At 70.9% G+C, this 22823-nt stretch carries 27 protein-coding genes; 22 read left to right on the forward strand and 5 right to left on the reverse strand.

Annotated features, from left to right (window positions below):
* Nucleotides 1-88: 88 nt before the first annotated feature.
* Complete coding sequence (locus tag WAB15_RS29180; protein WP_407288044.1) at nucleotides 89-943, reverse strand: methyltransferase domain-containing protein; 855 nt, start codon at nucleotides 941-943, stop codon at nucleotides 89-91.
* 545 nt (nucleotides 944-1488) lie between these two features.
* Between WAB15_RS29180 and WAB15_RS29185 the strand changes: the two genes are divergently transcribed.
* The 17 genes from WAB15_RS29185 to WAB15_RS29265 all read left to right on the forward strand — a co-directional run bounded on the left by WAB15_RS29185 (nucleotide 1489) and on the right by WAB15_RS29265 (nucleotide 15104).
* The gene (locus WAB15_RS29185) at nucleotides 1489-2079 is read left to right on the forward strand and encodes a hypothetical protein (RefSeq protein ID WP_407288045.1); all 591 of its coding nucleotides are present in this window, start codon (nucleotides 1489-1491) and stop codon (nucleotides 2077-2079) included.
* A 155-nt stretch (nucleotides 2080-2234) separates the two neighbouring features.
* Nucleotides 2235-2675 carry a 30S ribosomal protein S16 gene (rpsP, locus tag WAB15_RS29190; protein ID WP_006602842.1) on the forward strand — a complete coding sequence of 147 codons (441 nt, stop codon included), beginning with the start codon at nucleotides 2235-2237 and terminating at the stop codon, nucleotides 2673-2675.
* Nucleotides 2676-2677: 2 nt separating this feature from the next.
* Nucleotides 2678-2917, forward strand: coding sequence for an RNA-binding protein (locus tag WAB15_RS29195; RefSeq protein ID WP_003980229.1), 240 nt, complete (start codon nucleotides 2678-2680; stop codon nucleotides 2915-2917).
* Between the two features lie 100 nt (nucleotides 2918-3017).
* Nucleotides 3018-3563, forward strand: a complete 546-nt coding sequence (gene rimM / locus WAB15_RS29200) for a ribosome maturation factor RimM (RefSeq protein WP_399147187.1) — start codon at nucleotides 3018-3020, stop codon at nucleotides 3561-3563.
* Entirely contained in the window at nucleotides 3563-4372 is an 810-nt protein-coding gene (gene trmD / locus WAB15_RS29205; RefSeq protein ID WP_407288046.1) for a tRNA (guanosine(37)-N1)-methyltransferase TrmD, read from the forward strand. Before rimM ends, trmD begins: the two co-directional genes overlap by 1 nt.
* 133 nt (nucleotides 4373-4505) lie before the next feature.
* Nucleotides 4506-4853: a 50S ribosomal protein L19 gene (rplS, locus tag WAB15_RS29210; protein WP_399147189.1), complete on the forward strand. Its 348-nt coding sequence runs from the start codon at nucleotides 4506-4508 to the stop codon at nucleotides 4851-4853.
* Nucleotides 4854-4948: 95 nt separating this feature from the next.
* Nucleotides 4949-5713 carry a signal peptidase I gene (gene lepB, locus WAB15_RS29215; protein WP_407288047.1) on the forward strand — a complete coding sequence of 255 codons (765 nt, stop codon included), beginning with the start codon at nucleotides 4949-4951 and terminating at the stop codon, nucleotides 5711-5713.
* Nucleotides 5706-6818 carry a signal peptidase I gene (gene lepB, locus WAB15_RS29220; RefSeq protein ID WP_407288048.1) on the forward strand — a complete coding sequence of 371 codons (1113 nt, stop codon included), beginning with the start codon at nucleotides 5706-5708 and terminating at the stop codon, nucleotides 6816-6818. The genes lepB (WAB15_RS29215) and lepB (WAB15_RS29220) overlap by 8 nt, the downstream gene beginning before the upstream one ends.
* A complete protein-coding gene (lepB, locus tag WAB15_RS29225; RefSeq protein WP_407289316.1) occupies nucleotides 6760-7740 on the forward strand; it encodes a signal peptidase I in 981 nt (326 codons plus the stop codon). Before lepB (WAB15_RS29220) ends, lepB (WAB15_RS29225) begins: the two co-directional genes overlap by 59 nt.
* A gap of 52 nt (nucleotides 7741-7792) precedes the next feature.
* Complete coding sequence (gene lepB, locus WAB15_RS29230; protein WP_399147192.1) at nucleotides 7793-8521, forward strand: signal peptidase I; 729 nt, start codon at nucleotides 7793-7795, stop codon at nucleotides 8519-8521.
* Nucleotides 8514-9065, forward strand: coding sequence for an NUDIX hydrolase (locus WAB15_RS29235; protein WP_399147193.1), 552 nt, complete (start codon nucleotides 8514-8516; stop codon nucleotides 9063-9065). Before lepB (WAB15_RS29230) ends, WAB15_RS29235 begins: the two co-directional genes overlap by 8 nt.
* A 38-nt stretch (nucleotides 9066-9103) precedes the next feature.
* On the forward strand, nucleotides 9104-9412 hold the full coding sequence (locus WAB15_RS29240) for a DUF2469 domain-containing protein (protein ID WP_003980220.1): 309 nt from the start codon (nucleotides 9104-9106) through the stop codon (nucleotides 9410-9412).
* A gap of 437 nt (nucleotides 9413-9849) precedes the next feature.
* Nucleotides 9850-10170 carry a YraN family protein gene (locus WAB15_RS29245; protein WP_399147242.1) on the forward strand — a complete coding sequence of 107 codons (321 nt, stop codon included), beginning with the start codon at nucleotides 9850-9852 and terminating at the stop codon, nucleotides 10168-10170.
* Nucleotides 10171-11847 (forward strand): YifB family Mg chelatase-like AAA ATPase, encoded by a 1677-nt coding sequence (locus WAB15_RS29250; protein ID WP_407288049.1) that lies wholly within the window; start codon nucleotides 10171-10173, stop codon nucleotides 11845-11847.
* Nucleotides 11848-11850: 3 nt separating this feature from the next.
* Nucleotides 11851-13212: a DNA-processing protein DprA gene (gene dprA / locus WAB15_RS29255; protein WP_407288050.1), complete on the forward strand. Its 1362-nt coding sequence runs from the start codon at nucleotides 11851-11853 to the stop codon at nucleotides 13210-13212.
* 362 nt (nucleotides 13213-13574) lie between these two features.
* Nucleotides 13575-14411, forward strand: a complete 837-nt coding sequence (gene whiG / locus WAB15_RS29260; protein ID WP_399147196.1) for an RNA polymerase sigma factor WhiG — start codon at nucleotides 13575-13577, stop codon at nucleotides 14409-14411.
* A gap of 132 nt (nucleotides 14412-14543) precedes the next feature.
* On the forward strand, nucleotides 14544-15104 hold the full coding sequence (locus WAB15_RS29265; protein ID WP_399147243.1) for a TetR/AcrR family transcriptional regulator: 561 nt from the start codon (nucleotides 14544-14546) through the stop codon (nucleotides 15102-15104).
* A 714-nt stretch (nucleotides 15105-15818) separates the two neighbouring features.
* Here the strand turns inward: WAB15_RS29265 and WAB15_RS29270 are convergent.
* Nucleotides 15819-16586, reverse strand: a complete 768-nt coding sequence (locus WAB15_RS29270; protein ID WP_407288051.1) for a murein hydrolase activator EnvC family protein — start codon at nucleotides 16584-16586, stop codon at nucleotides 15819-15821.
* Between the two features lie 272 nt (nucleotides 16587-16858).
* Entirely contained in the window at nucleotides 16859-17062 is a 204-nt protein-coding gene (locus WAB15_RS29275; RefSeq protein WP_407288052.1) for a hypothetical protein, read from the reverse strand.
* Nucleotides 17063-17431: 369 nt separating this feature from the next.
* On the opposite strand from WAB15_RS29275, the gene rpsB reads away from it, so the two are divergent.
* From rpsB to WAB15_RS29300, 5 genes are all read left to right on the forward strand, one after another.
* Nucleotides 17432-18322, forward strand: coding sequence for a 30S ribosomal protein S2 (gene rpsB / locus WAB15_RS29280; RefSeq protein WP_399147199.1), 891 nt, complete (start codon nucleotides 17432-17434; stop codon nucleotides 18320-18322).
* Nucleotides 18323-18427: 105 nt separating this feature from the next.
* On the forward strand, nucleotides 18428-19264 hold the full coding sequence (gene tsf, locus WAB15_RS29285; RefSeq protein ID WP_399147200.1) for a translation elongation factor Ts: 837 nt from the start codon (nucleotides 18428-18430) through the stop codon (nucleotides 19262-19264).
* Nucleotides 19265-19426: 162 nt separating this feature from the next.
* A complete protein-coding gene (gene pyrH / locus WAB15_RS29290) occupies nucleotides 19427-20197 on the forward strand; it encodes a UMP kinase (RefSeq protein ID WP_384433583.1) in 771 nt (256 codons plus the stop codon).
* Nucleotides 20198-20373: 176 nt separating this feature from the next.
* Nucleotides 20374-20931, forward strand: a complete 558-nt coding sequence (gene frr / locus WAB15_RS29295) for a ribosome recycling factor (RefSeq protein WP_393493801.1) — start codon at nucleotides 20374-20376, stop codon at nucleotides 20929-20931.
* Entirely contained in the window at nucleotides 20931-22106 is a 1176-nt protein-coding gene (locus WAB15_RS29300) for a phosphatidate cytidylyltransferase (protein WP_407288053.1), read from the forward strand. The genes frr and WAB15_RS29300 overlap by 1 nt, the downstream gene beginning before the upstream one ends.
* A 183-nt stretch (nucleotides 22107-22289) precedes the next feature.
* Here WAB15_RS29300 and WAB15_RS29305 read toward each other — a convergent pair whose 3' ends face one another.
* Nucleotides 22290-22547 (reverse strand): hypothetical protein, encoded by a 258-nt coding sequence (locus WAB15_RS29305; protein ID WP_407288054.1) that lies wholly within the window; start codon nucleotides 22545-22547, stop codon nucleotides 22290-22292.
* The gene (locus WAB15_RS29310; protein WP_407288055.1) at nucleotides 22544-22771 is read right to left on the reverse strand and encodes a hypothetical protein; all 228 of its coding nucleotides are present in this window, start codon (nucleotides 22769-22771) and stop codon (nucleotides 22544-22546) included. The genes WAB15_RS29305 and WAB15_RS29310 overlap by 4 nt, the downstream gene beginning before the upstream one ends.
* Nucleotides 22772-22823: the final 52 nt, after the last annotated feature.

Raw genomic sequence — 22823 nt, forward strand, 5'->3', positions numbered from 1 at the left:
GGGGGCCGAGTCCCGGGCCGCTGCCCCGCCACTACGGCCCGCGCGAGCGATGCCGCCACCCGGGGCCGAGCGATGCCGGGTCCGCGCGCTACCGGGTCCGCGCGATCAGATACCGGAACACGTTCGACATCCAGACCGCCCCGTCCTCCCGCTGATACGGATGCAGCGCCTCCGCCAGCTCCTTCTCCACCTGGCGCGGCTCGGTCACCTCCAGCGCCGCGTCGAACAGCCCCGTGGACAGCAGTCCGCGCACCGCGCTGGACATGTCCGCGTACCCGAACGGGCAGGCCACCCGCCCCGAACCGTCGGGCCGCAGCCCGGCCCGGTCCGCCAGCTCCTCCAGGTCGTCCCGTCCGCTCGGGCGCCAGCCGCCCGCCGTACGCAGCGGATCGGCCAGCCGCTGTGCCACCCGCAGCACCCCGGCCGTCGCACAGCGCTCCACCGGGCCCCAGCCGCCCAGCACCACCGCGCTGCCGCGCTCCGCCAGCCCGGCCGCCGCGGTCAGCGAGGTCGTCAGCCCCTCGACGGAGCTGACGCAGCCCACCGGGTGGAAGGCGGTGATCACATTGAAGGCCGCGTTCCCGGACGCCGCCGCCTCCAGTCCGCCGCTGACCACCCGGGTGTGCTCCGGTGAGCCGTCCGCCGTGAGCCGCTCGCGCGCCAGCTCCAACCGGGACTCGTCCGCATCGACGCCGCTGACCTGCGCCCCCCGCCCCGCCGCGAGCAGCAGCGCCAGACCCGAGCCGCAGCCGAGTCCCAGCAGGCGGGTACCGGGGCCGACCCCCAACCGGTCGTAAGCGGCTTCGTACAGCGGCACCAGCATCCGCTCCTGGATCTCGGCCCAGTCGCGGGTGCGCATCGGCGCCCCGGCCGGCGCGGGCGGGTCGTCGCCGTGCATGGACCCGGAGTTCGGAAGCTGGTGCCGTACGAGCGTGGGTGACATCGATAGCGCCCCTATTCGCCGAGAACCGAAGCTGTTCCGTACCGATCGCCCCCGTGTTCGCGCGTTGTGCGCCCCCGCAATCCAGACAACTGCGCATCCGTCCGGGCGTCCAGGGTGTGCGCCGGGATTGTCTCCCGCGCGCCCCTGTATGCGCCGGGCCCGCACCCCGGAGCGCCGTTCCAGCGTGCCCCGGCCCCGGCGGATCCGCCACGGCAACGCCCGCCACCTGGATGCTCCGAGCGCCCCCCGGCTTCCCCACCCCGCCCCCGCCCGACGGCTCTACGGTTGGGATGCGGCCCGGTGCCGACGGGCAAAGGTTCCCCCCGTACCATCGCCGCGGTGATCGTCGCGGAGGCCGACGGCCGGCTACGCCATGCGGCGTACATGGTGGTACGTACCGGCTTGTGGGCCGGTGGGCGCCTTCTGCGCAGATCGACGCACCCGGCCCACCCCACGGCCCATGACCGGAAACTGACTGGTACGTGCAAATTATTTGGGATGGCCCGGAATCGGAACACTCGGCGACCCCGGCTCGTTGTCACGACGTGAGCACGACACCACCTGTTCTCGCCGCCGAGCTGGCGCTCGCCTGGGCCGATATTCAACGGCACCACCCCGAGCTGCCGGACCTGGCCGCGCCCGAGTCCCTGATCGGAGAGTCCTCGTCCGCCTGTGGCGCCGAGCTCTCCTTCGAACGGCTGCTCCATGAGGCAGTCCACGGCATCGCCGCCGCCCGCGGCGTCCGCGACACCTCCCGGGCAGGCCGCTACCACAACCGCCGATTCCTGGCGATCGCCGAGGAGCTGGGCCTGGATCACGCCGACGAGCCGCACCCCAGTAGCGGCTTCTCCCTGGTCATGCTCAACCCCGAAGCCAGGAGGCGCTACCGCCCCACCATCGAACGACTCTCCAGAGCCCTCAAGGCGCACACGGCGGCGACCGCGACGGACACCGCCCGCAGCTTCCGAGGTCCGGCCGCCCGGCACGGTTCCTCCGGAGGCGGCGTACGCGTCAAGGCCGTCTGCGACTGCGGGCGCAATGTCCGTGTCGTGCCGTCCGTGCTGGCCCAGGCGCCGATCGTCTGCGGCGGCTGCGGCAAGCCCTTCCGGATCCCCGAGGTGGCCGCGGTCGGCTGACCCGGGGGCGTGTGGCACAATGGCTAGCTGTACTCGACAGTCGCACAGGACCCCTCTCTCCTCCGGCTGACGCGTCCATCGGGCACCCGAGTACCGCAACCCCACGTGGCATCTCGTTGTGCCCAACCACGTCAAGACCAGGAGACACCACTCCCGTGGCAGTCAAGATCAAGCTGAAGCGTCTGGGCAAGATCCGCGCGCCTCACTACCGCATCGTCATCGCCGACTCCCGTACCCGCCGTGACGGCCGGGCCATCGAGGAGATCGGTCTGTACCACCCGGTGCAGAACCCCTCGCGCATCGAGGTCGACTCCGAGCGTGTCCAGTACTGGCTGGGTGTCGGCGCGCAGCCGACCGAGCCCGTCATGGCCATCCTCAAGGTCACCGGCGACTGGCAGAAGTTCAAGGGCCTGCCCGCCCCGGCGCCGATGAAGGTCGCCGAGCCGAAGGCCGACAAGCGCGCCCTCTTCGAGGCCGCCGCCAAGGCTTCCGGTGACGAGCCCAAGGGTGAGGCCATCACCCCGAAGGCGAAGAAGGCTGACAAGAAGGCGGACGAGGCTGCGGCCGAGTCCACCTCCGAGTCGACCGAGGCCTGAGCATGCTCGAGGAAGCCCTCGAGCACCTCGTCAAGGGCATCGTCGACAACCCCGACGACGTGCAGGTAGCCTCGCGCACCCTGCGTCGCGGGCGCGTGCTCGAGGTCCGGGTCCACCCCGACGACCTCGGCAAGGTGATCGGCCGCAACGGCCGTACCGCCCGTGCGCTGCGGACCGTCGTGGGCGCCATCGGCGGCCGGGGCATTCGCGTCGACCTCGTCGACGTGGACCAGGTCCGCTGACAAGTTGAACACCGGCTCGGGCCGGGGAGGGCTTCGGGCCTCCCCGGCCCGCAGTCGTCTACGCGCGCATGCCGTAGGCACACGTAAGGGAGAGACAAGCGTGCAGTTGGTAGTGGCACGGATCGGCCGCGCCCACGGCATCAAGGGCGAGGTCACCGTCGAGGTACGCACCGACGAACCCGAACTGCGGCTCGCCCCGGGCGCCGTCCTCGCCACCGACCCGTCCTCCGTCGGGCCGCTGACCATCGCGACCGGCCGGGTGCACAGCGGCCGGCTGCTGCTGCGCTTCGAGGGCGTCGCGGACCGCACCGCCGCCGAGGCGCTGCGCAACACGCTGCTGATCGCGGAGGTCGACCCCGAGGAGGTCCCCGAGGACCCCGAGGAGTTCTACGACCACCAGCTGATCGACCTCGACGTCGTCACCCGCGACGGCACCGTCGTCGGCCGGATCTCCGAGATCTCCCACCTGCCCTACCAGGACCTGCTGATCGTCGGTCGTCCCGACGGCAGCGAGGTCATGGTCCCCTTCGTCACCGAGATCGTCCCCGAGATCGACCTGGAGGCCCAGCGCGCGGTGATCGAGCCGCCGCCCGGCCTGCTCGACGACAGCCAGGCGGAGATCGCCTCCAGCCGCGAGGACAGCTGATGCGGCTCGACGTCGTCACGATCTTCCCCGAGTACCTCGAGCCGCTGAACGTCTCCCTCGTCGGCAAGGCCCGGGCCCGCGGACAGCTCGATGTGCGCGTCCACGACCTGCGCGCATGGACGCACGACAAGCACAACACCGTCGACGACACCCCCTACGGGGGCGGTCCCGGCATGGTCATGAAGCCCGATCCGTGGGGCGAGGCGCTCGATGAGATCCTGGCCTCCGGCGACGGTGCGCCGGTCATCGTCGTCCCCACCCCCAGCGGTGAGCCCTTCACCCAGCAGCTCGCCGTCGAACTCTCCGCCAAGCCCTGGCTGGTGTTCACCCCGGCCCGCTACGAGGGCATCGACCGCCGCGTCATCGAGGAGTACGGCGACCGCCTCGACGTGCGCGAGGTCTCCATCGGCGACTACGTACTCGCCGGCGGCGAGGCCCCGGTGCTGGTCATGGTCGAGGCCATCGCCCGGCTCCTGCCCGGCGTCCTCGGCAACGCCGCCTCCCACCAGGACGACTCCTTCGCCCCCGGGGCGATGGCCGACCTCCTGGAGGGCCCCGTCTACACCAAGCCTCCCGAGTGGCGCGGCCGCACCATCCCCGAGGTGCTGGTCAGCGGCCACCACGGCAAGATCGCCCGCTGGCGCCGCGACGAGGCCTTCCGCCGCACCGACCGCAACCGCCCCGACCTGATCGAGCGCGCCGACCCCGCCGCCTTCGACAAGCACGACCGCGCGATCCTCGCCGCTCTGGGCTGGGCGCAGGGTGAGGACGGCCGATTTGGGCGTACGAGCGAGGCCGTGGAAGAATAGGCCGCTGCTGTGTGCGTCCGGCGCGCGCCCCTGCCACAGGGGGAACGACGCCCGCCCGACGGAACGGCAACCGAAACATCCTTTCCGATATCCCGTTGATGACCTGTGGCATCAACGAAGAAAGCAGTAGGTCATGCACCTTCTCGACTCCGTCGACACCTCGTCGCTGCGCAGCGACGTCCCGGCCTTCCGCCCGGGTGACACCGTCAACGTCCACGTCCGCGTCATCGAGGGCAACCGCTCCCGTGTGCAGCAGTTCAAGGGCGTAGTCATCCGCCGCCAGGGCTCCGGCGTGCGCGAGACCTTCACGGTCCGCAAGGTCAGCTTCTCCGTCGGCGTCGAGCGCACCTTCCCGGTGCACACCCCGATCGTCGAGAAGATCGAGGTCGTGACCCGCGGTGACGTCCGTCGCGCCAAGCTGTACTACCTGCGTGAGCTGCGTGGCAAGGCTGCCAAGATCAAGGAGAAGCGCGAGAGCTGAGCCGCGCCGCCCGGAGCGCGATTTTTTGCGCCAGGGCAACGCAAAGCGACTCTCGCGTCCGATGTCCGGACGTGGCCGGATAGGCTCGGGCCCCGATGGACACCGACGCACAACTCACGGAGCGCGACCCCTCTCCCACCCCCGACAAGGGGCCGGAGCAGGGGTCGCGCTTCGCGCGTTTCCTCACCCGTGCGGCCCGTCTGCGCCATCGGCCGGTCACCCTGTTCGCGCTGTGCCTGACGTTCGCCCTGGTGCTCAGCGCGGTGGTCGCACAGCCGTTTCTGATCCCCAGCTCCTCGATGGAGAACACCCTCCAGATCGGGGACCGGGTGCTGGTCAACAAGCTGGCGTACCGTTTCGGCAGCGATCCGGCGCGGGGCGAAGTCGTGGTGTTCGACGGCACCGGGTCTTTCGTTCACAGGGAGCAGGGGGAGAATCCCGTCACGGGGCTGGTGCGCGGTGCCGGCGCGGCGCTGGGACTGGCCCGGCCCGCCGAGACCGACTACGTCAAGCGCGTGATCGGCATCGGCGGTGACCATGTGACCTGCTGCGACAGACGGGGGCGGATCGAAGTGAACGGTGAGCCCGTGAGCGAGGGCTACCTCCACCCCGGGGACGCTCCGTCCTCGGTGGAGTTCGACATCGTGGTGCCTGAGGGGAAGCTGTGGGTCATGGGGGACCACCGCGCCAAGTCGAGCGACTCCCGCGACCACCTCGGCCAACCGGGCGGCGGCACGGTCCCCGTCGACAAGGTCATCGGCCGTGCGGAGCTGATCACCTGGCCGGTCGGCCGCTGGCGCACCATCGACACGCCAGGGTCCTTCGACCGGATACCCGCCGCGGCAGGCCCCCATGGGTAGCCGCGGACGCCCCCGCCACGGACGGCAGAGCCCCGGCAGGCCCGGACGCGGCGCCGGCGCCGACGGCGCCGGCGGCGGCTCCGCGGGCGGGTACGGCGACTCCGCGGCGCACGACGAGCCCCAGGGGCCCGGCGGGGACGGCCGGCAGCCACGACGGCCCGCCACCGGCGGACGGGCCGAGCGGCGGCGCCAGGCCAAGCGCATCAAACGCCGCAGGCAGCGCTCCTACCTCAAGGAAATCCCCATCCTCATCGGCGTGGCCCTGGCCATCGCCCTCGTCCTGAAGACCTTCCTGGTCCAGGCGTTCGTCATTCCGTCGGGCTCCATGGAGCAGACGATCAAGATCGGCGACCGGGTCCTGGTCGACAAGCTGACGCCGTGGTTCGGCTCCAAGCCGGAGCGCGGCGATGTCGTCGTCTTCAAGGACCCCGGCAAATGGCTCAAGGGGGAGCAGGTCAAGCCCACCGACGACGGGGGCGCCTTCCAGCCGGTCAAGGACGCCATGACCTTCATCGGGCTGCTGCCGTCCGCCGATGAGCAGGACCTGATCAAGCGGGTGGTGGCGGTCGGCGGCGACACCGTCAAATGCTGCGACAAGCAGGGCCGGGTCACCGTCAACGGCGCCCCGCTGACCGAGCCGTACGTCCATCCGGGGAACCCGCCCTCCCAGATCAAGTTCACCGTGACCGTCCCCACCGGACGGATCTTCGTGATGGGCGACCACCGTTCGGACTCCGCGGATTCGCGCTTCCACCTGAGCGAGCCGTACCGTGGCACGGTCTCGGAGGACAACGTCGTGGGCCGGGCCGTGGTGATCGCCTGGCCGTTCAGCCACTGGCGGCGCCTCGAAGAGCCGGACACCTTTGCAACCGTGCGCGACGCGCCGGGCGCCAGGGCGTCCGCGGCGGACGTGCCGCATAGGGTGTCACCCGAGAGTTTGACCGTACTCCCGACCCCTGCGGAACTCCCGCTCGTTATGGGAGTGGTGGGCCTGCACCGGCTTACGGGCGGGCGAGTGCATGGAGTAAGGAGCAGATGTGGGGGACTTGGCGGTCGGCGCGCGGTCCGGAACCGAAGAGCCCGAAGAGCCGGCAAGGCGCGGTGAGACCCCGCAGCCGGCGGCGAGTTCCGTGCATCAGTCACGACCACAGTCACAGCCGGAGCCGCAGCGCGGGGTGCCGTTGGGCAAGCCTGACACTTCGGACGCGTCCGATACGTTGGACCAGGCAGCGGGCGAGGAGGCGAGCGGCAGCATGAAGAAGGCCAAGAAGCCGCGCGCCTTCTGGAAAGAGCTGCCGATCCTCATCGGCATCGCCCTGCTCCTGGCGCTGCTGATCAAGACGTTCCTGGTGCAGGCGTTCTCCATTCCGTCCGACTCGATGCAGGACACCCTGCAGCGCGGGGACCGGGTCCTGGTGGACAAGCTGACGCCGTGGTTCGGCTCCGAGCCGCAGCGCGGCGAGGTCGTCGTCTTCCACGACCCGGGCGGCTGGCTGAACGAGACCCCGACGCCCGAGCCCAACCCCGTCCAGAAGGTCCTCAGCTTCATCGGTCTGATGCCCTCGGCCGAGGAGAAGGACCTGATCAAGCGGGTCATCGCGGTCGGCGGCGACACCGTCGAGTGCCACGGCAGCGGCCCGGTCAAGGTCAACGGCAAGGCGCTCAAGGAGGACTCGTACATCTTCCCCGGCGCCACGCCCTGCGGTGACCGCGCCTTCGGCCCGATCCACGTCCCCGAGGGGCGGATCTGGGTGATGGGCGACCACCGTGACGACTCCCTCGACTCCCGTTACCACCAGAACCTCAAGGGCAACGGCACGGTGTCGGAGGACGAGGTCGTCGGCCGGGCGTTCACGATCGCCTGGCCCATCAACCGCTGGGCTACCCTGCCGGTGCCGGACACCTTCGACCAGCCCGGGATCAACAAGGCGATGGCGGCGGCTCCGGCCGCTCTGGGCCTGGCCGGCGCGGTGCCGCTCGTAATGTGGCGCCGCCGGAGGCTGACCGGAGAGCGTAACCCCAGGTAAGGTGCCGTCCCGGATCTTCGACGCGGGACCGGTCCGCGGGGTGGGAGCTGGGATGAGCAGCAGTACGGAACGCAGGACCGACGGCCGCGGCCGGACCACGGGCAGTGTGCTGTCCGGTCTGGCCGTGGCCGTCGGCTGTGCGCTGTTCCTGGGCGGCTTCGTATGGGGGGCGCTGATCTACCGCCCTTATACGGTGCCGACCGATTCGATGTCCCCGACGATCGCGGCCGGGGCCAGGGTCATGGCCGAGCGGGTGGACGGCTCCGAGATACGCCGCGGCGACATCGTCGTCTTCCAGGACTCCGTGTGGGGCGACCTGCCGATGGTCAAGCGCGTCGTCGGCGTCGGCGGTGACAAGGTCTCCTGCTGCACCAAGCAGGGTCGGCTCACCGTCAACGGCATCCCCATCGAGGAACCGTATCTGCAGGGCAGCGGGCCCGCCTCGCCCGTCGGCTTCAAGGCCACGGTGCCCGCCGGCCAGCTCTTCCTCCTCGGCGACCACCGCAGCGACTCCGCCGACTCCCGCGTCCACCTCACCGACGGCGACCACGGCTCGGTGCCGCGCAGCGCCGTCCAGGCCCGCGTCGACGCCCGCGCCTGGCCCCTGGGCAGCATCGGGATGATGCAGCGCCCGGCCGGCTTCTCCGACCTCCCCGGTGGCATCTCCCAGCCCGGACCTCTGCAGCCCATCACCCTGGCCGTGGTCGCGGGCGCGGTCCTCATCCTCGGCGGCGCGGCCTACGGGCCGATCGCCCGGCGCGGGGCGCGTCGGCGTGGGTGAGCGGGATGCGGGGAGGCAGGCCGAGGGCGGTGGGCCCGCGGTCCCCGGGGAGCCGGACCCGGCCGGCGTACGGCGGGTCTCCCGCGTCGTGCTGCTCGACCCCGATGACCGGATCCTGCTGCTCCACGGCTTCGAACCGGACCGGCGCGCCGAGACCTGGTGGTTCACCCCCGGCGGTGGCCTGGAGGGCGGTGAGAGCCGTGAAGAGGCCGCCCGGCGCGAACTCGCCGAGGAGACCGGGATCACCGATGTCGTCCTCGGCCCGGTCCTGTGGAAGCGGCATTGCGCCTTTCCCTTCGACGGGCGGCGCTGGGAGCAGGATGAGTGGTACTACCTGGGTAGGACCGATCGGACCGCCACCGACACCGGCGGGCACACGGACCTGGAACGGCGCAGCGTCTCGGGGCTGAGGTGGTGGACTTCGGAGGAACTGTCCGCGTCCCATGAGACGGTGTATCCGACCAGACTCGCCGAGCTGCTGCGCACGCTGCTCGACGAAGGGCCCCCCAATGCGCCGGTGCAGCTGGAGACCGAGAGGGTCTGACGCACAATGGGGGGACGCACGGCTGAAGGGGATCTGCCATGAGCGCCGAGGACCTCGAAAAGTACGAGACCGAGATGGAGCTGAAGCTCTACCGGGAGTACCGCGACGTCGTCGGTCTGTTCAAATATGTGATCGAGACCGAGCGGCGCTTCTACCTCACCAATGACTACGAGATGCAGGTGCACTCGGTTCAGGGCGAGGTCTTCTTCGAGGTCTCGATGGCTGACGCCTGGGTCTGGGACATGTATCGCCCGGCTCGCTTCGTCAAGCAGGTGCGCGTCCTGACGTTCAAGGACGTGAACATCGAGGAGCTCAACAAGAGCGATCTGGACCTCCCGGGGAGCTGAGCCGGCCGCGGGACGCGGGCTGCGGGCCTCGGGGCGGCCGGGCGTCCGGCGTGCCCTCCGTGGCTCGATGGCGCGCCCTGTGCGGCACGTGTGGGTGAGTGAGTTATCCACAATCGGCCCGTTGTCCACCAAGATCCAAAAGATCGGGGCGAGGGCGTCACAGTCGGTGCCGGAGGTGGTACCGCATGAACGCCATGCAGGCCGGCCGCAGGGCCGGGGACGACGCACGGACCGAGGGCGACGCGCAGACCAGGGGTGACGCGCAGACCGGTGACGTACCCACCCGGGGTGACGCGCAAGCCAGGGACCCCCGGGGTGGGGCGCGGGGGAGGCGGGGCGGCAGGCAGCGTGCGGCATGCAGGCCCGCCGCCGGCAGGCCACCCGCGACCAAGCCCACCGACGTCCGCAGACGGGCACTCGGCCGCTACGGCGAGGACCTGGCCGCCCGGCGGCTCATCGAAGCCGGCATGCGGATCCTGCACCGCAACTGGCGCTGCCGGGAGGGCGAGATCGACATCGTCGCCTCCGACGGCGACGCCCTGGTCGTCTGCGAGGTCAAAACCCGTCGCGCCGGCAGCTACGAACACCCCATGGCGGCCGTACGCCCCGAGAAGACCGCCCGGCTGCGCCTGCTGGCCGAGCGCTGGCTGGAGCGGCACGGCGGCCCACCGCCCGGCGGCGTCCGGATCGACGTCATCGGCGTCCTCGTGCCGTCGCGCGGCGCCCCCGTCGTCCAGCACGCACGGGGGGTGGTGTAAATGGCATTCGCCCGCACCTGCTCCGTCGCCCTGGTCGGGGTCGAGGGCGTCGTCGTCGAGGTCCAGGCCGACCTGGAACCGGGCGTCGCGGCCTTCACCCTCGTCGGGCTCCCCGACAAGAGCCTGGTCGAGTCCAGGGACCGGGTGCGCGCCGCCGTCGTGAACTCCGGCGCCGAATGGCCGCAGAAGAAGCTCACCGTCGGCCTCAGCCCGGCCTCGGTACCCAAGAGCGGCAGCGGCTTCGACCTGGCCGTGGCCTGCGCGGTCCTCGGCGCCGCCGAGCGCCTCGACCCCCGCGAACTCACCGACCTGATGATGATCGGCGAACTGGGCCTGGACGGTCGGGTCCGCCCCGTACGCGGCGTGCTGCCCGCCGTTCTCGCCGCCGCCGACGCCGGATACCGCCAGGTCGTCGTCCCGGAACGAGCCGTTGCCGAGGCCTCACTCGTGCCCGGCATCTCCGTCCTCGGCGTCCGCAGCCTGCGCCAGCTGATCGCCGTCCTCGCCGACGAGGCGGTGCCCGAGGAGGAGGACCGGCCGGAAGACGGCCGCCCCGACCCCCTACTGGCCGGGCTGGCCGTGCCCGGCACCGGCGCCGGCGCGGGCCTGCCACGCGGCGACCACAGCCCCGACCTCGCGGATGTCGCAGGCCAGCACGGTGCCCGCAGAGCACTGGAGGTGGCCGCCGCCGGACGCCACCACATCTTCTTCAAAGGCCCGCCCGGTGCCGGCAAGACCATGCTCGCCGAACGCCTCCCCGGGCTGCTGCCACCGCTGACCCCCAAGGAATCCCTGGAGGTCACCGCCGTCCACTCGGTAGCGGGCACCCTCCCGCCCGGACAGCCCCTGGTACACCGACCGCCCTACTGCGCCCCGCACCACTCCGCGACGATGGCCTCCCTCGTGGGCGGCGGCACCGGGCTGCCACGCCCCGGAGCGGTGTCCCTCGCCCACCACGGCGTGCTCTTCGTGGACGAGGCCGCCGAGTGCAGCCCCCGCGTCCTGGACGCCTTACGCCAGCCCCTGGAATCCGGGCACGTCGTCGTCGCCCGGGCCGCGGGCATGATGCGCATGCCCGCCCGGTTCCTCCTCGCCCTCGCCGCGAACCCCTGCCCCTGCGGGCGGCACGGCACCGTCGGCGGCGGCTGCGAATGCCGGCCGTCCTCCGTCCGCCGCTACCGCGCCCGCCTCTCCGGGCCCCTGATGGACCGGGTGGACCTGCGGATCTGCGTGGAACCGGTGGCCCGCTCCGAACTGATCGCGCTCGGCCGCCGTGCCGAATCCACCGCCACCGTGGCCGAACGCGTACGGGCGGCCCGCGAACGCGCCGAGGCCCGCCTCACCGGGACCCCCTGGCGGACCAACAGCGAGATCCCCGGCCATGAACTCCGAACCCGCTGGCAGGTCCACCCCGGCGCCCTGGCCCAGGCGGAACGCGACCTCGAATGCGGCCTCCTCACGGCCCGCGGCCTCGACCGTGTCCTCCGTGTCGCCTGGACCGCCGCCGACCTGGCCGGCCGCGACCGCCCGACCCGGGAGGACGTCGACTGGGCCCTGGAGTTGCGCACCGGCGTCCGCCGCGGAGCGCCGATCACAGTGGGCGCGGGCGGTGGCAGGACCACAGGCGCCGGCGAACGGGAGACCGCGGCCACTCGGCCGCCAAGCGAGCAGAGGTGAGCCATGAACGGACCCGATGACCACAAGATCGACGCATGGGGCTTCGTCACCCACGTGTCGCAAAGCGAGGCGGACGAAACGGGCCGCTTGCCCGATCCGGCGGTCGCCCCCGATCACCCCCTGCCGGCGGCCGCCCCGGACCACCCAGTGTCGGCGACCGTCGTGCCATGCGTCGCGCCGCGCCCGGCGGCCGCCCGGCCTCCCGCTCCCCACGAGGACCACGAACCGCAGCGCACGGCTCGCGCCGCCCTCACCCGGATCCTCGAACCAGGCGACGAGACCGCCGGCCGCTGGCTGCGGCAGATGGGCCCCGTGGCCCTGTGGCAGGCGCTGTCCGACGACGACGCCCACCCGCCCCCAGGCGCAAGCCCGACAAAGATCGCGGGGCTGAGGCTGCGCGCCTCCCGAGCACGCCCCGAGGAGGACCTCGCCGCGGTCACCGCACTCGGCGGCCGCTTCATCTGCCCCAACGACCAGGAGTGGCCCGGCCAGCTGGACGACCTCGGAGACGCCCGCCCCATCGGCCTGTGGGTGCGCGGGAGAACCAACCTCCGGATGTGGGCGCTGCGCTCCGTGGCCGTCGTCGGCGCACGGGCCTGTACCGAATACGGCGCCCACTTGGCCACCGCCCTCAGCGCCGGCCTGGCCGACCGCGGCTGGACGGTGGTCTCGGGGGCCGCCTACGGCATCGACGGCGCAGCCCACCGTGGCGCGTTGGCCGCGGACGGCGCCACCGTCGCCGTACTCGCCTCCGGCGTCGACTACATCTACCCGCGCGGTCACACCGAGTTGATCGGACGAATCATCGAACAGGGCCTGGTCGTGGCCGAGTTACCGCCCGGCGACCACCCCACTCGCAGCCGCTTCATCCAACGCAACAGGGTCATCGCCGCACTGACCAGAGGCACCGTCGTCGTGGAGGCCGAACTCCGCAGCGGCTCACTGGTCACCGCCCGACGGGCGACGAGCCTGGGGCGGTTCACGATGGGCATGCCGGGGCCCGTCACCAGCGGCCTGTCCGCCGGAGTCCACCAACTCCTGCGCGGCGAGGCCCTGGTGGTCACCGACGCGGTCGAGGTCATCGAACTCGTCGGCGCCATCGGCGACCTCGCCCCCGAGAGATGCGGCCCGACGCTCATCCGCGACCTCCTGGATCCGGTCGCAGCCCGTCTGTGGGAGGCGCTTCCGGCCCGCGGCAGCGCGGACGTCGAGCACCTCGCCCGGGAAGCGGGCACACCCCGCGACGTCGCCCAGGGGAAACTCCTCGAGCTGCAGTCCCTGGGATTCGTGCAAAGGTGCGGCGACCGCTGGGAGTTGACGCGACGCGCCGATGCGACCGACGGTTCCCGGCGAGGCGGTACTTGACCTGGGGCGAACGGGTGAAAGGGTGAGGGGAATGACCGCAGAATCCAGGTTTGCCATGCTTCGGCGCATGAGTCCGACCCGTGAGGGGACACCGATGTGGCCCAACGGAGCACCGGGCTCCCGCGCGCCGCGTCACCGCGCCAGTCCGCACGACCCTCCGAACGCGTGCACCCGGCACCGTATCCGGGTGTCGACACGCCGTACGAGGTAACCCTGAGGTGCGGGCAGCGGAACGTATCTGCGCACGCCCGAACCTGGCTTCCTCGCGTACCGCGACACTCCGGTCACGCTACGCTCACAGGCAAATTCAACCCTCATGCATCCATCCACCCGCGTCTCGGCAGAACGGCTCAAGGCGACGAATGCCCCAGCACACCTCCGGGTCTGATCGTGCGGCAGTACCACCCGCCGCACGCGGCAGCGTGCGCCCCGCCCCGCCCAGCTCGCTCGACGAGCTGTGGCGCTCCTACAAGGCATCTGGCGACGGGCGACTGCGGGAGCAGCTGATCCTGCACTACTCCCCGCTGGTCAAGTACGTCGCCGGCCGCGTCAGCGTCGGACTGCCACCGAACGTCGAGCAGGCCGACTTCGTCTCCTCCGGAGTCTTCGGGCTGATCGACGCCATCGAGAAATTCGACCCCGAGCGCTCCATCAAGTTCGAGACCTACGCCATCACCCGCATCCGCGGCGCGATGATCGACGAGCTGCGCGCGCTGGACTGGATCCCGCGCTCCGTACGCCAGAAGGCCCGCGCCGTCGAACGTGCCTACGCCACCCTCGAAGCGCAGCTGCGCCGCACCCCGTCCGAGGCGGAGGTCGCCGAGGAGATGGGCATCGCGCTGGAGGAACTCCACAGCGTGTTCAGCCAGCTGTCCCTGGCGAACGTGGTTGCGCTGGAAGAGCTGCTGCACGTCGGCGGCGAGGGCGGGGAACGACTCAGCCTGATGGACACCCTCGAGGACACGGCCGCCGAGAACCCGGTCGAGATCGCCGAGGACCGAGAGCTGCGCCGGCTGCTCGCCCGGGCCATCAACACCCTTCCCGAACGTGAGAAGACCGTGGTCACGCTCTACTACTACGAGGGACTCACGCTCGCCGAGATCGGCAATGTCCTCGGCGTCACGGAGAGCAGGGTCAGCCAGATCCACACCAAGTCCGTGCTGCAGCTCAGGGCGAAGCTCGCCGACGTCGGACGCTGAGTCAGCTCGCGGGGCCACACCTTCCCGAGCGGTGTTTCCGAGCCGTCTGCCCGATTCGTGTCGCCGGGCGGAGTGCCGCGGCGGGCGTGCCATCCGTAGAGTGGTGACGTGCCCAGGATTCGAGCGGCCTCTGTGGCCGAGCACCGGACCATGCAGCGCGGCGCCCTCTTGGACGCCGCCCGCTCCCTGCTGTCCGAAGGCGGAACGGAAGCGCTGACCTTCCCCGCCCTCGCCGAGCGCACGGGACTCGCGCGCTCCTCCGTGTACGAGTACTTCCGCTCGCGCGCCGCCGTCGTCGAAGAGCTGTGTGCGGTCGACTTCCCCGTATGGGCCGCCGAGGTCGAAGCGGCGATGCAGCGCGTCGACCCGCCCGAGGAGAAGATCGAGGCGTATGTGCGCCGGCAGCTGGCGCTGGTCGGCGACCGGCGCCACCGAGCCGTCGTCGCCATCTCGGCCGGCGAGCTGGACGCGGGCGCACGCGAGAAGATCCGCGCCGCACACGGCGGACTCATCGCCATGATCGTCGAAGCGCTCGCCAACCTCGGCCACGAACAACCGCGACTCGCGGCGATGCTCCTGCAGGGCGTCGTGGACGCCGCGGTCCGCCGCATCGAGCTGGGCGCCGCGGAAGACCCGAACGAGATCACGGAGGCAGCGGTCGCCATGGTTCTCCACGGCGTCGCCCACACCTGATCCCGGGGCTCGAGGCCAGGGGCCTTCCTTCCACCGGCCCCACCCGGCTTCACTCCCACTGCCGCGCGGAGTTGGCGGGGGCCTGGCTCAAGGAAAGATCTTGCCGCGGTGACGGTGAGCCGCGAGGCTGGGTCCATGCCGGGACAGAGAAAGAGGAATCGGCGGCAGCAGGAGGCCGGCCAGCGGGTTTCCGCCCGCTTCGGCGCTGACGCGGGGCGTTGGGAAGTGATCGTCGAGACCCAGGACCCGTCAGAGTGGCGCGCCCAGGTCCGTCGCCTACGGGCCGAGCACGGGCAGATCGACTGGTCCATGACCCGGATGGACACACTCTGCGGGCGCGTGGCCCACCCGACCACGTATCGATTGAGCCGGTTCGTACCGAACGCCGGGGCCACTTCTGCCGAGGACCGACCCGGCAGTTGATCTTGCGCCTGGGAGCCACCCTGACCGGCACGGTCTGGGGCTTTCCCCCCCGGGCCCCCGCCCCCGCCCCTCCCCACCCCCCTCTCGCCCCTCCTTTGCCTCATGGCTCTCTGGCCCCCGTGCCCTGGTTTCTCACAAGCCCTGGCCCCCCCGTGCCTGGCTCCTCTGGCCCTGGCTCCTGAGTTCTTGCCCCTGCCCTCGGCCCCTGCCCTGGCCGCTGGCCTGGTGGCCCCACGCCTCCCAGTCGTCACCAGCAGACGCGATTACTCACCACCGGGGGCGTTGCCCGTGTCAGCCCCGGTCTCGGCTCCACTCCCGGTGCGTCCCTCCCCCCGTCGAACGGCGAGGTGTGAGTCGGCCGAGCGCCCAGAGCGCTGCGGCGGCAAGAGCGACCGCTCCCATGAGGCCGGCCACCGGCGGGCCCTGCCTCCCCTCCTGGGCTGTTGGCTCCGGTGACTCCGGTCCGCGCGGAACGGTACGGCCGCCCGGCGGCAGCGGAACCCCGAAGACCGGTAGGAGGCGTGACGGGCCGCCGCTGCGCATGCTCCTGGGCAGGAGCGACAGTGGGTCCTGGTAGGTCTTGCCGCGCCGCAGGCCCCAGTGGAGGCACGGTGCACGGCAGTGGAACGGGCCGCGCTGCAGGACGGCGACCTGCTGGCCCGCTGTCACGCGCTGGCCTTTCCGGACCGTGGGGCGTACAGGCTCGTACGTGGTGCGAAAGGGGGGCCGGCCCGAGCGGGACACTTCGATGGTCAGCACGCCGCGGCCGGCGACGGTTCCCGCGTACGCCACCCGGCCGGGCGCGGCGGACCGTACCGTCGCGCCGGCGGGGGAGGCGAGGTCGACGCCGCGGTGTCCGGCCGCCCATGGTGATGGGGGCGGTTCCCATCCGCGTAGCACCGTGGGCCGTATGCCCGCCGGCCCCTCCACCGGCCAGGCTCGTTCCACACCTCGCCGGTCCGCAGGGTTCCCGGCATCATCCCGCTCGCTTGGCCCGCCTTGCTCTGTCCCCTGCGCCATCCCCACCAGCTCCGCGCCGCGCGCCGCCACCGCGGCCATGGCCGGAACCGCGGTGCGCGCGAGTGGGACGCCCAGGGCCAGTGACGGGACGGCGAGCAGTGCTGCCGTGGCCGGGGCCAGGAGTACGCCCAGCGCGCGGGCGGGAAAGAAGCAGCTCGGCCCGTGTCCGTACCGCTTGTCGGGTGGTGTCGGGGGTAAGGGCGCCGGCGCGGGTGGCAGGAGGCCGGACCGGGGCGGGCGTGGGGGGCGGGGGATCGGTCGGCGTCGTAGCCGGCTGCGTAACCCGCACCGTGCCCGTCCCGCCGCCCCGGTCACGTTGCCTTCACCGAGTCCACCGAGTCCACCGAGTCCACCGAGTCCACCGAGTCCACAGAGCCCGCGAAGGCCATCGAGCCCAGGGCGCTGGCGGAAGCCACTGTCGTCACCGCGTCCGCTGTGATCCCGCCGACCGTCGAAGCCATCGCCGCCCCCGCCGCTCGCCCCGAGATTCCGTCGCGTTTCTTGCCGCTTGTCATGTCGCATGTGTCGACCGTGACGGAATCGGCCGAGGCGTGGGGATCTTGGTTCGGATCTGTGGATGGGGGGCCGGTTGTGGACAACGGTGTCACTCGTCCGGGGGTCGGGCCTCACTCGCTCGGGCTTCGAAATGGTGCGTGTCGCCCGGTGCATCGGCAGTCCCGTACACTTCTGGTGGCGATCCGGGTCACCGGGTCGACTTCGCACGCCCCGCCGTCAGTGCACCAGTCCCTTTCGGGCAGCACGACGGCCGCGCCCCTCGGTCCTCGGACGGCTCCGCAAGGTGTCTTCCCCGGCAGGCGCGTCGGGGCGTCAGGCACTGCGGCCGACCGGCCGTAGTGGAACCGAGAACAACAAGGAGTACGGCCATGGCCGTCGTCACGATGCGGGAGCTGCTGGAGAGCGGCGTCCACTTCGGGCACCAGACCCGTCGCTGGAACCCGAAGATGAAGCGCTTCATCTTCACCGAGCGCAACGGCATCTACATCATCGACCTGCTCCAGTCGCTGTCGTACATCGACCGCGCCTACGAGTTCGTCAAGGAGACCGTCGCCCACGGCGGCTCCGTCATGTTCGTCGGCACGAAGAAGCAGGCCCAGGAGGCCATTGCCGAGCAGGCGACCCGCGTGGGCATGCCCTACGTGAACCAGCGCTGGCTCGGCGGCATGCTGACCAACTTCTCGACCGTCTACAAGCGCCTGCAGCGCCTGAAGGAGCTCGAGCAGATCGACTTCGAGGATGTGGCCGCCTCCGGCCTCACCAAGAAGGAGCTCCTGGTTCTCTCCCGCGAGAAGGCCAAGCTGGAGAAGACCCTGGGCGGTATCCGCGAGATGCAGAAGGTGCCCAGCGCCGTCTGGATCGTGGACACCAAGAAGGAGCACATTGCCGTCGGTGAGGCGCGCAAGCTCAACATCCCGGTCGTCGCGATCCTCGACACCAACTGCGACCCGGACGAGGTCGACTACAAGATCCCGGGCAACGACGACGCGATCCGCTCCGTCACCCTGCTCACCCGCGTGATCGCCGACGCCGTCGCCGAGGGCCTCATCGCCCGCTCCGGTGCCGCCACCGGCGACCAGAAGCCCGGCGAGAAGGCCGCTGCCGCCGAGCCGCTGGCCGAGTGGGAGCGCGACCTGCTCGAGGGCGAGAAGAAGGCTGACGCCGAGCCCGCCGCCGAGGCCCCCGCCGCCGAGGCCCCGGCCGCCGAGGCCCCGGCCGCCGAGGCCGAGAAGCCGGCCGCGGACGCCGAGCAGGCCTGATTCCGGACCGGTTGTTGACGGCGGGGGAGGGCGCCACAAGCGCCGCCCCCGCCGTCCACCCGTAGATCGTTCGACTTCGAGACTTCGAGAAGAGATTCACAGACCATGGCGAACTACACCGCCGCTGACGTCAAGAAGCTCCGTGAGCTCACCGGCGCCGGCATGATGGACTGCAAGAAGGCCCTGGACGAGGCTGAGGGCAACGTCGACAAGGCCGTCGAGGCGCTGCGCATCAAGGGCCAGAAGGGCGTCGCCAAGCGCGAGGGCCGCTCCGCCGAGAACGGCGCCGTGGTCTCCGTGATCGCCGGCGACAACACCTCCGGCGTCATCGTCGAGCTGAAGTGCGAGACGGACTTCGTCGCCAAGGGTGAGAAGTTCCAGGCCGTCGCCAACCAGATCGCCGAGCACGTCGCCAAGACCGCTCCGGCCGACGTCGAGGCCCTGCTCGCCTCCGAGATCGAGGCCGGCAAGACCGTCCAGGCGTTCGTCGACGAGGCCAACGCCAACCTGGGCGAGAAGATCGTCCTGGACCGCTTCGCGCAGTTCACCGGTGGCTACGTGGCGGCGTACATGCACCGCACCATGCCCGACCTGCCGCCGCAGATCGGTGTCCTCGTCGAGCTCGACAAGGAGAACGCCGAGGTCGCCAAGGGTGTCGCGCAGCACATCGCCGCGTTCGCCCCGAAGTACCTCTCCAAGGACGACGTCCCGGCCGAGGTCGTCGAGGCCGAGCGTCGCGTCGCCGAGGAGACCACCCGCGCGGAGGGCAAGCCCGAGGCTGCCCTGCCGAAGATCGTCGAGGGTCGCCTCAACGGCTTCTTCAAGGACGCGACGCTGCTCGGCCAGCCGTACGCGCTCGACAACAAGAAGTCCGTCGAGAAGGTCCTCCAGGAGGCCGGTGTCACCCTGAAGCGCTTCTCGCGCATCAAGGTCGGCATCTGAGCCTGCCGCGAAGGCAGCGAATGACCTACGACCCCGCTAGGGTCGTACGCAGTCGGCCGCTCAACGGTCGACCGCAGATGTGACGAGGAGGCCATTGCCGCAGAGGGATCTGGACCAGACCCACGGCAATGGCCTTCTTCGTATGTGCACGAGGAGAGCTCAATGAATCACGGTGCCGACGGCGCGCACACAGACCATGCCGGTAACGGCGGAAGGCGACGCTTCCTGCTGAAGCTGTCGGGCGAGGCGTTCGCCGGCGGCGGCGGACTGGGCGTCGACCCCGATATCGTGCACGCGATGGCCCGCGAGATCGCCGCCGTGGTACGCGACGGCTACGAGATCGCTATCGTGATCGGCGGCGGCAACTTCTTCCGCGGCGCCGAACTCCAGCAGCGCGGTATGGACCGGGCCCGCTCCGACTACATGGGCATGCTCGGCACGGTCATGAACTGTCTGGCCCTCCAGGACTTCCTGGAGAAGGAGGGCATCGACTCCCGCGTCCAGACGGCCATCACCATGGGACAGGTGGCGGAGCCGTACATTCCGCTGCGCGCGGTGCGCCACCTGGAGAAGGGCCGGGTCGTCATCTTCGGCGCCGGTATGGGCATGCCGTACTTCTCCACCGACACCACCGCCGCCCAGCGCGCCCTGGAGATCGACGCCGAGGCCATGCTGATGGGCAAGAACGGGGTCGACGGGGTCTACGACTCCGACCCCAAGAAGAACCCGGACGCGGTCAAGTTCGACGCCCTCGAATACGGTGAGGTCATCACCCGCGACCTGAAGGTCGCCGATGCCACGGCCATCACGCTGTGCCGGGACAACAAACTCCCGATCCTCGTGTTCGAGCTGCTCGCCGAGGGCAACATCGCGCGCGCGGTGAAGGGTGAGAAGATCGGCACGCTCGTCAGCGATCAGGACACCCGGGCCTGACGGCCTCAACTGCCGCGATTCCGTACGGGCATCGGCCTGTACGGGCGGCAACTCCCAGCCGGGGTAAGACCCTCGGTACGGGGATGGACAACCGCCTGCCGGTCGGACACCGTGCAGGAGAAGACGCGCGGCAGGGGCGAGGCTCTGCTTCTTACCGAAAAGACCAGGAGCAAGTGGTGATCGAAGAGATCCTCCTCGAGGCCGAGGAGAAGATGGAGAAGGCCGTCGTGGTCGCCAAGGAGGACTTCGCCGCGATTCGCACCGGGCGTGCGCACCCGGCGATGTTCAACAAGATCGTGGCGGACTACTACGGTGCGATGACGCCGATCAACCAGCTGGCGTCGTTCTCGGTTCCCGAGCCGCGGATGGCCGTGGTGACCCCGTTCGACAAGAGTGCGCTGCGCAACATCGAGCAGGCGATCCGCGACTCCGACCTCGGCGTCAACCCGAGCAACGACGGCAGCATCATCCGGGTGACGTTCCCCGAGCTGACCGAGGAGCGCCGCAAGGAGTTCATCAAGGTCGCCAAGAACAAGGGCGAGGACGCCAAGATCTCGATCCGCAGCGTCCGCCGCAAGGCCAAGGAAACGCTGGACAAGCTCGTCAAGGACAAGGAGTCCGGCGAGGACGAGGTGCGCCGCGCCGAGAAGGAGCTCGACGACACCACCGCGAAGTACGTCGCGCAGGTGGACGAGCTGCTCAAGCACAAGGAATCCGAGCTCCTCGAGGTCTGATGAACGAGTCATCCTGGGGGGCCCCGCCCGGCGCCGGTCGATGGGGACCGCCCGACCACGGACCGGCCTCCTCGCTTCGCGGGGTGGCGCCCCCCGCCTCGGCGGGTCCCGTGCACGACTGGGGCGACGCGGCGCAGACTCGGCCCATGCCCATCGTGCCCGAGCCGGGCGGCCACCAGGACGACGACCGGGAACAACGGGACATCCGGGATAGCCGGGACCACCCGGACGACCGGGGGGCTGCTCGCCTGAGCGGCCCCCTGTTCCGCGAAGAAAAGCCGCAGGAGCCCATGCCCACTGCTTTCCCCGATTCCTCCGGGTCCGACCGCGCGCCGGACTCGGAGCGGCCGAAGAAGAAGAGCGCGGGGCGCAATCTGCGTGCCGCGATAGGCGTCGGCGTCGGTCTCGGCGCGGTGATCCTCGCTTCGCTCTTCGTCTACAAGCCCGTCTTCATCGGCGTGATCGCGATCGCCGTCGTCGTGGGGCTGTGGGAGCTGACCTCGCGGCTGGCGGAGCGCAAGGGCATCAAGGTGCCGCTGGTGCCGCTCGCGGTCGGTGGCACCGCCATGGTGGTCGCCGGGTACGTCCGCGGCGCCGAGGGTGCCTGGGTGGCGATGGCGCTCACCGCGCTGGCCGTCCTGGTATGGCGCATGACCGAGGCGCCCGAGAACTACCTGCGGGACGTCACCGCCGGTGTGTTCGCGGCGTTCTACGTACCCTTCCTCGCGACGTTCGTCGCGCTGATGCTCGCCGCCGAGGCCGACGGGCCGCAGCGGGTCCTGACGTTCCTGCTGCTGACGGTCGTCAGCGACACCGGCGCCTACGCGGTCGGCTGGCGGTTCGGCAAGCGCAAGCTCGCGCCGCGGATCAGCCCCGGCAAGACCCGTGAGGGGCTCGTCGGCGCGGTGCTCTTCGCGATGGTGGCCGGCGCGCTGTGCATGGAGTTCCTCATCCGGCACGGTGCCTGGTGGCAGGGTCTGCTGCTCGGCCTCGCGGTCGCGGCCAGTGCCACCCTCGGCGACCTCGGCGAATCCATGATCAAGCGGGACCTGGGCATCAAGGACATGGGCACCCTGCTCCCCGGTCACGGCGGCATCATGGACCGTCTCGACTCGCTGCTGCCGACCGCCCCGGTCGTCTGGCTGCTGTTCGTGGTCTTCGTGGGGTCGGGCTGACCCCGACGCCTCGGGCCGTCCGGCCCCGCGGGTGACACAGAGGCCCCCTACCAGTGGAATACCGCTGGTGGGGGGCTTTTGGGTGTTGGGCGTCGGGTGTCGGCTGGGTGGTACGGAGAGGGGAGCCGCCGGGCGAAGGCGGGCGGCCGCCTTGGGGGTCGGGGGCCCCGGTGGGCCCGCCCCTCATGGCTCCCGGCGCTCCCGGCGCCCCGCACCGCCGTGGCTCGACGCGTCACCGCCACGGCTCGGTTCCTCCCGCGCGGCCATCCGTCCCCCGTGGCCGCCGTCCCGCCGTTCCGCGCCGCGGCCCGCCCGCCGCCAGATCACCGTCATCCCGACCGCCAGGACGATCAGCGCCACGATGACGATGAGGAACTTGGCCACGTAGTCCATCAGCAGATGGTGGGCGAGAGAGGACGCGTCGAGGGCGAGGCCGTTCATCGCCGGCCGTCCCGCTGCCGGGGGCGGGCGGGGCCGTCCTCCAGGCGGCGGGCGGCGGCCCGCAGTGCCGCGCGCAGGGCGGGGTCCGCGTACCGGCGGGCCTGATCGAGCCGGCCCCTGCGCTTCAGCGCCACGGCCACGGCGAAGACCACCAGGGCCAGCATCACCAGGCCGCCCGCGAGGATGCCGAACCTGATGAGCATGAGGTCGAGGTACCGCTCCATGAGTCCTCCCGTTTTTATATCAGGCTTGTGATAAAAAACAATATATCATGCG

The organism is Streptomyces sirii (genome assembly GCF_045690365.1).
Classification (GTDB): Bacteria; Actinomycetota; Actinomycetes; order Streptomycetales; family Streptomycetaceae; genus Streptomyces; species Streptomyces sirii.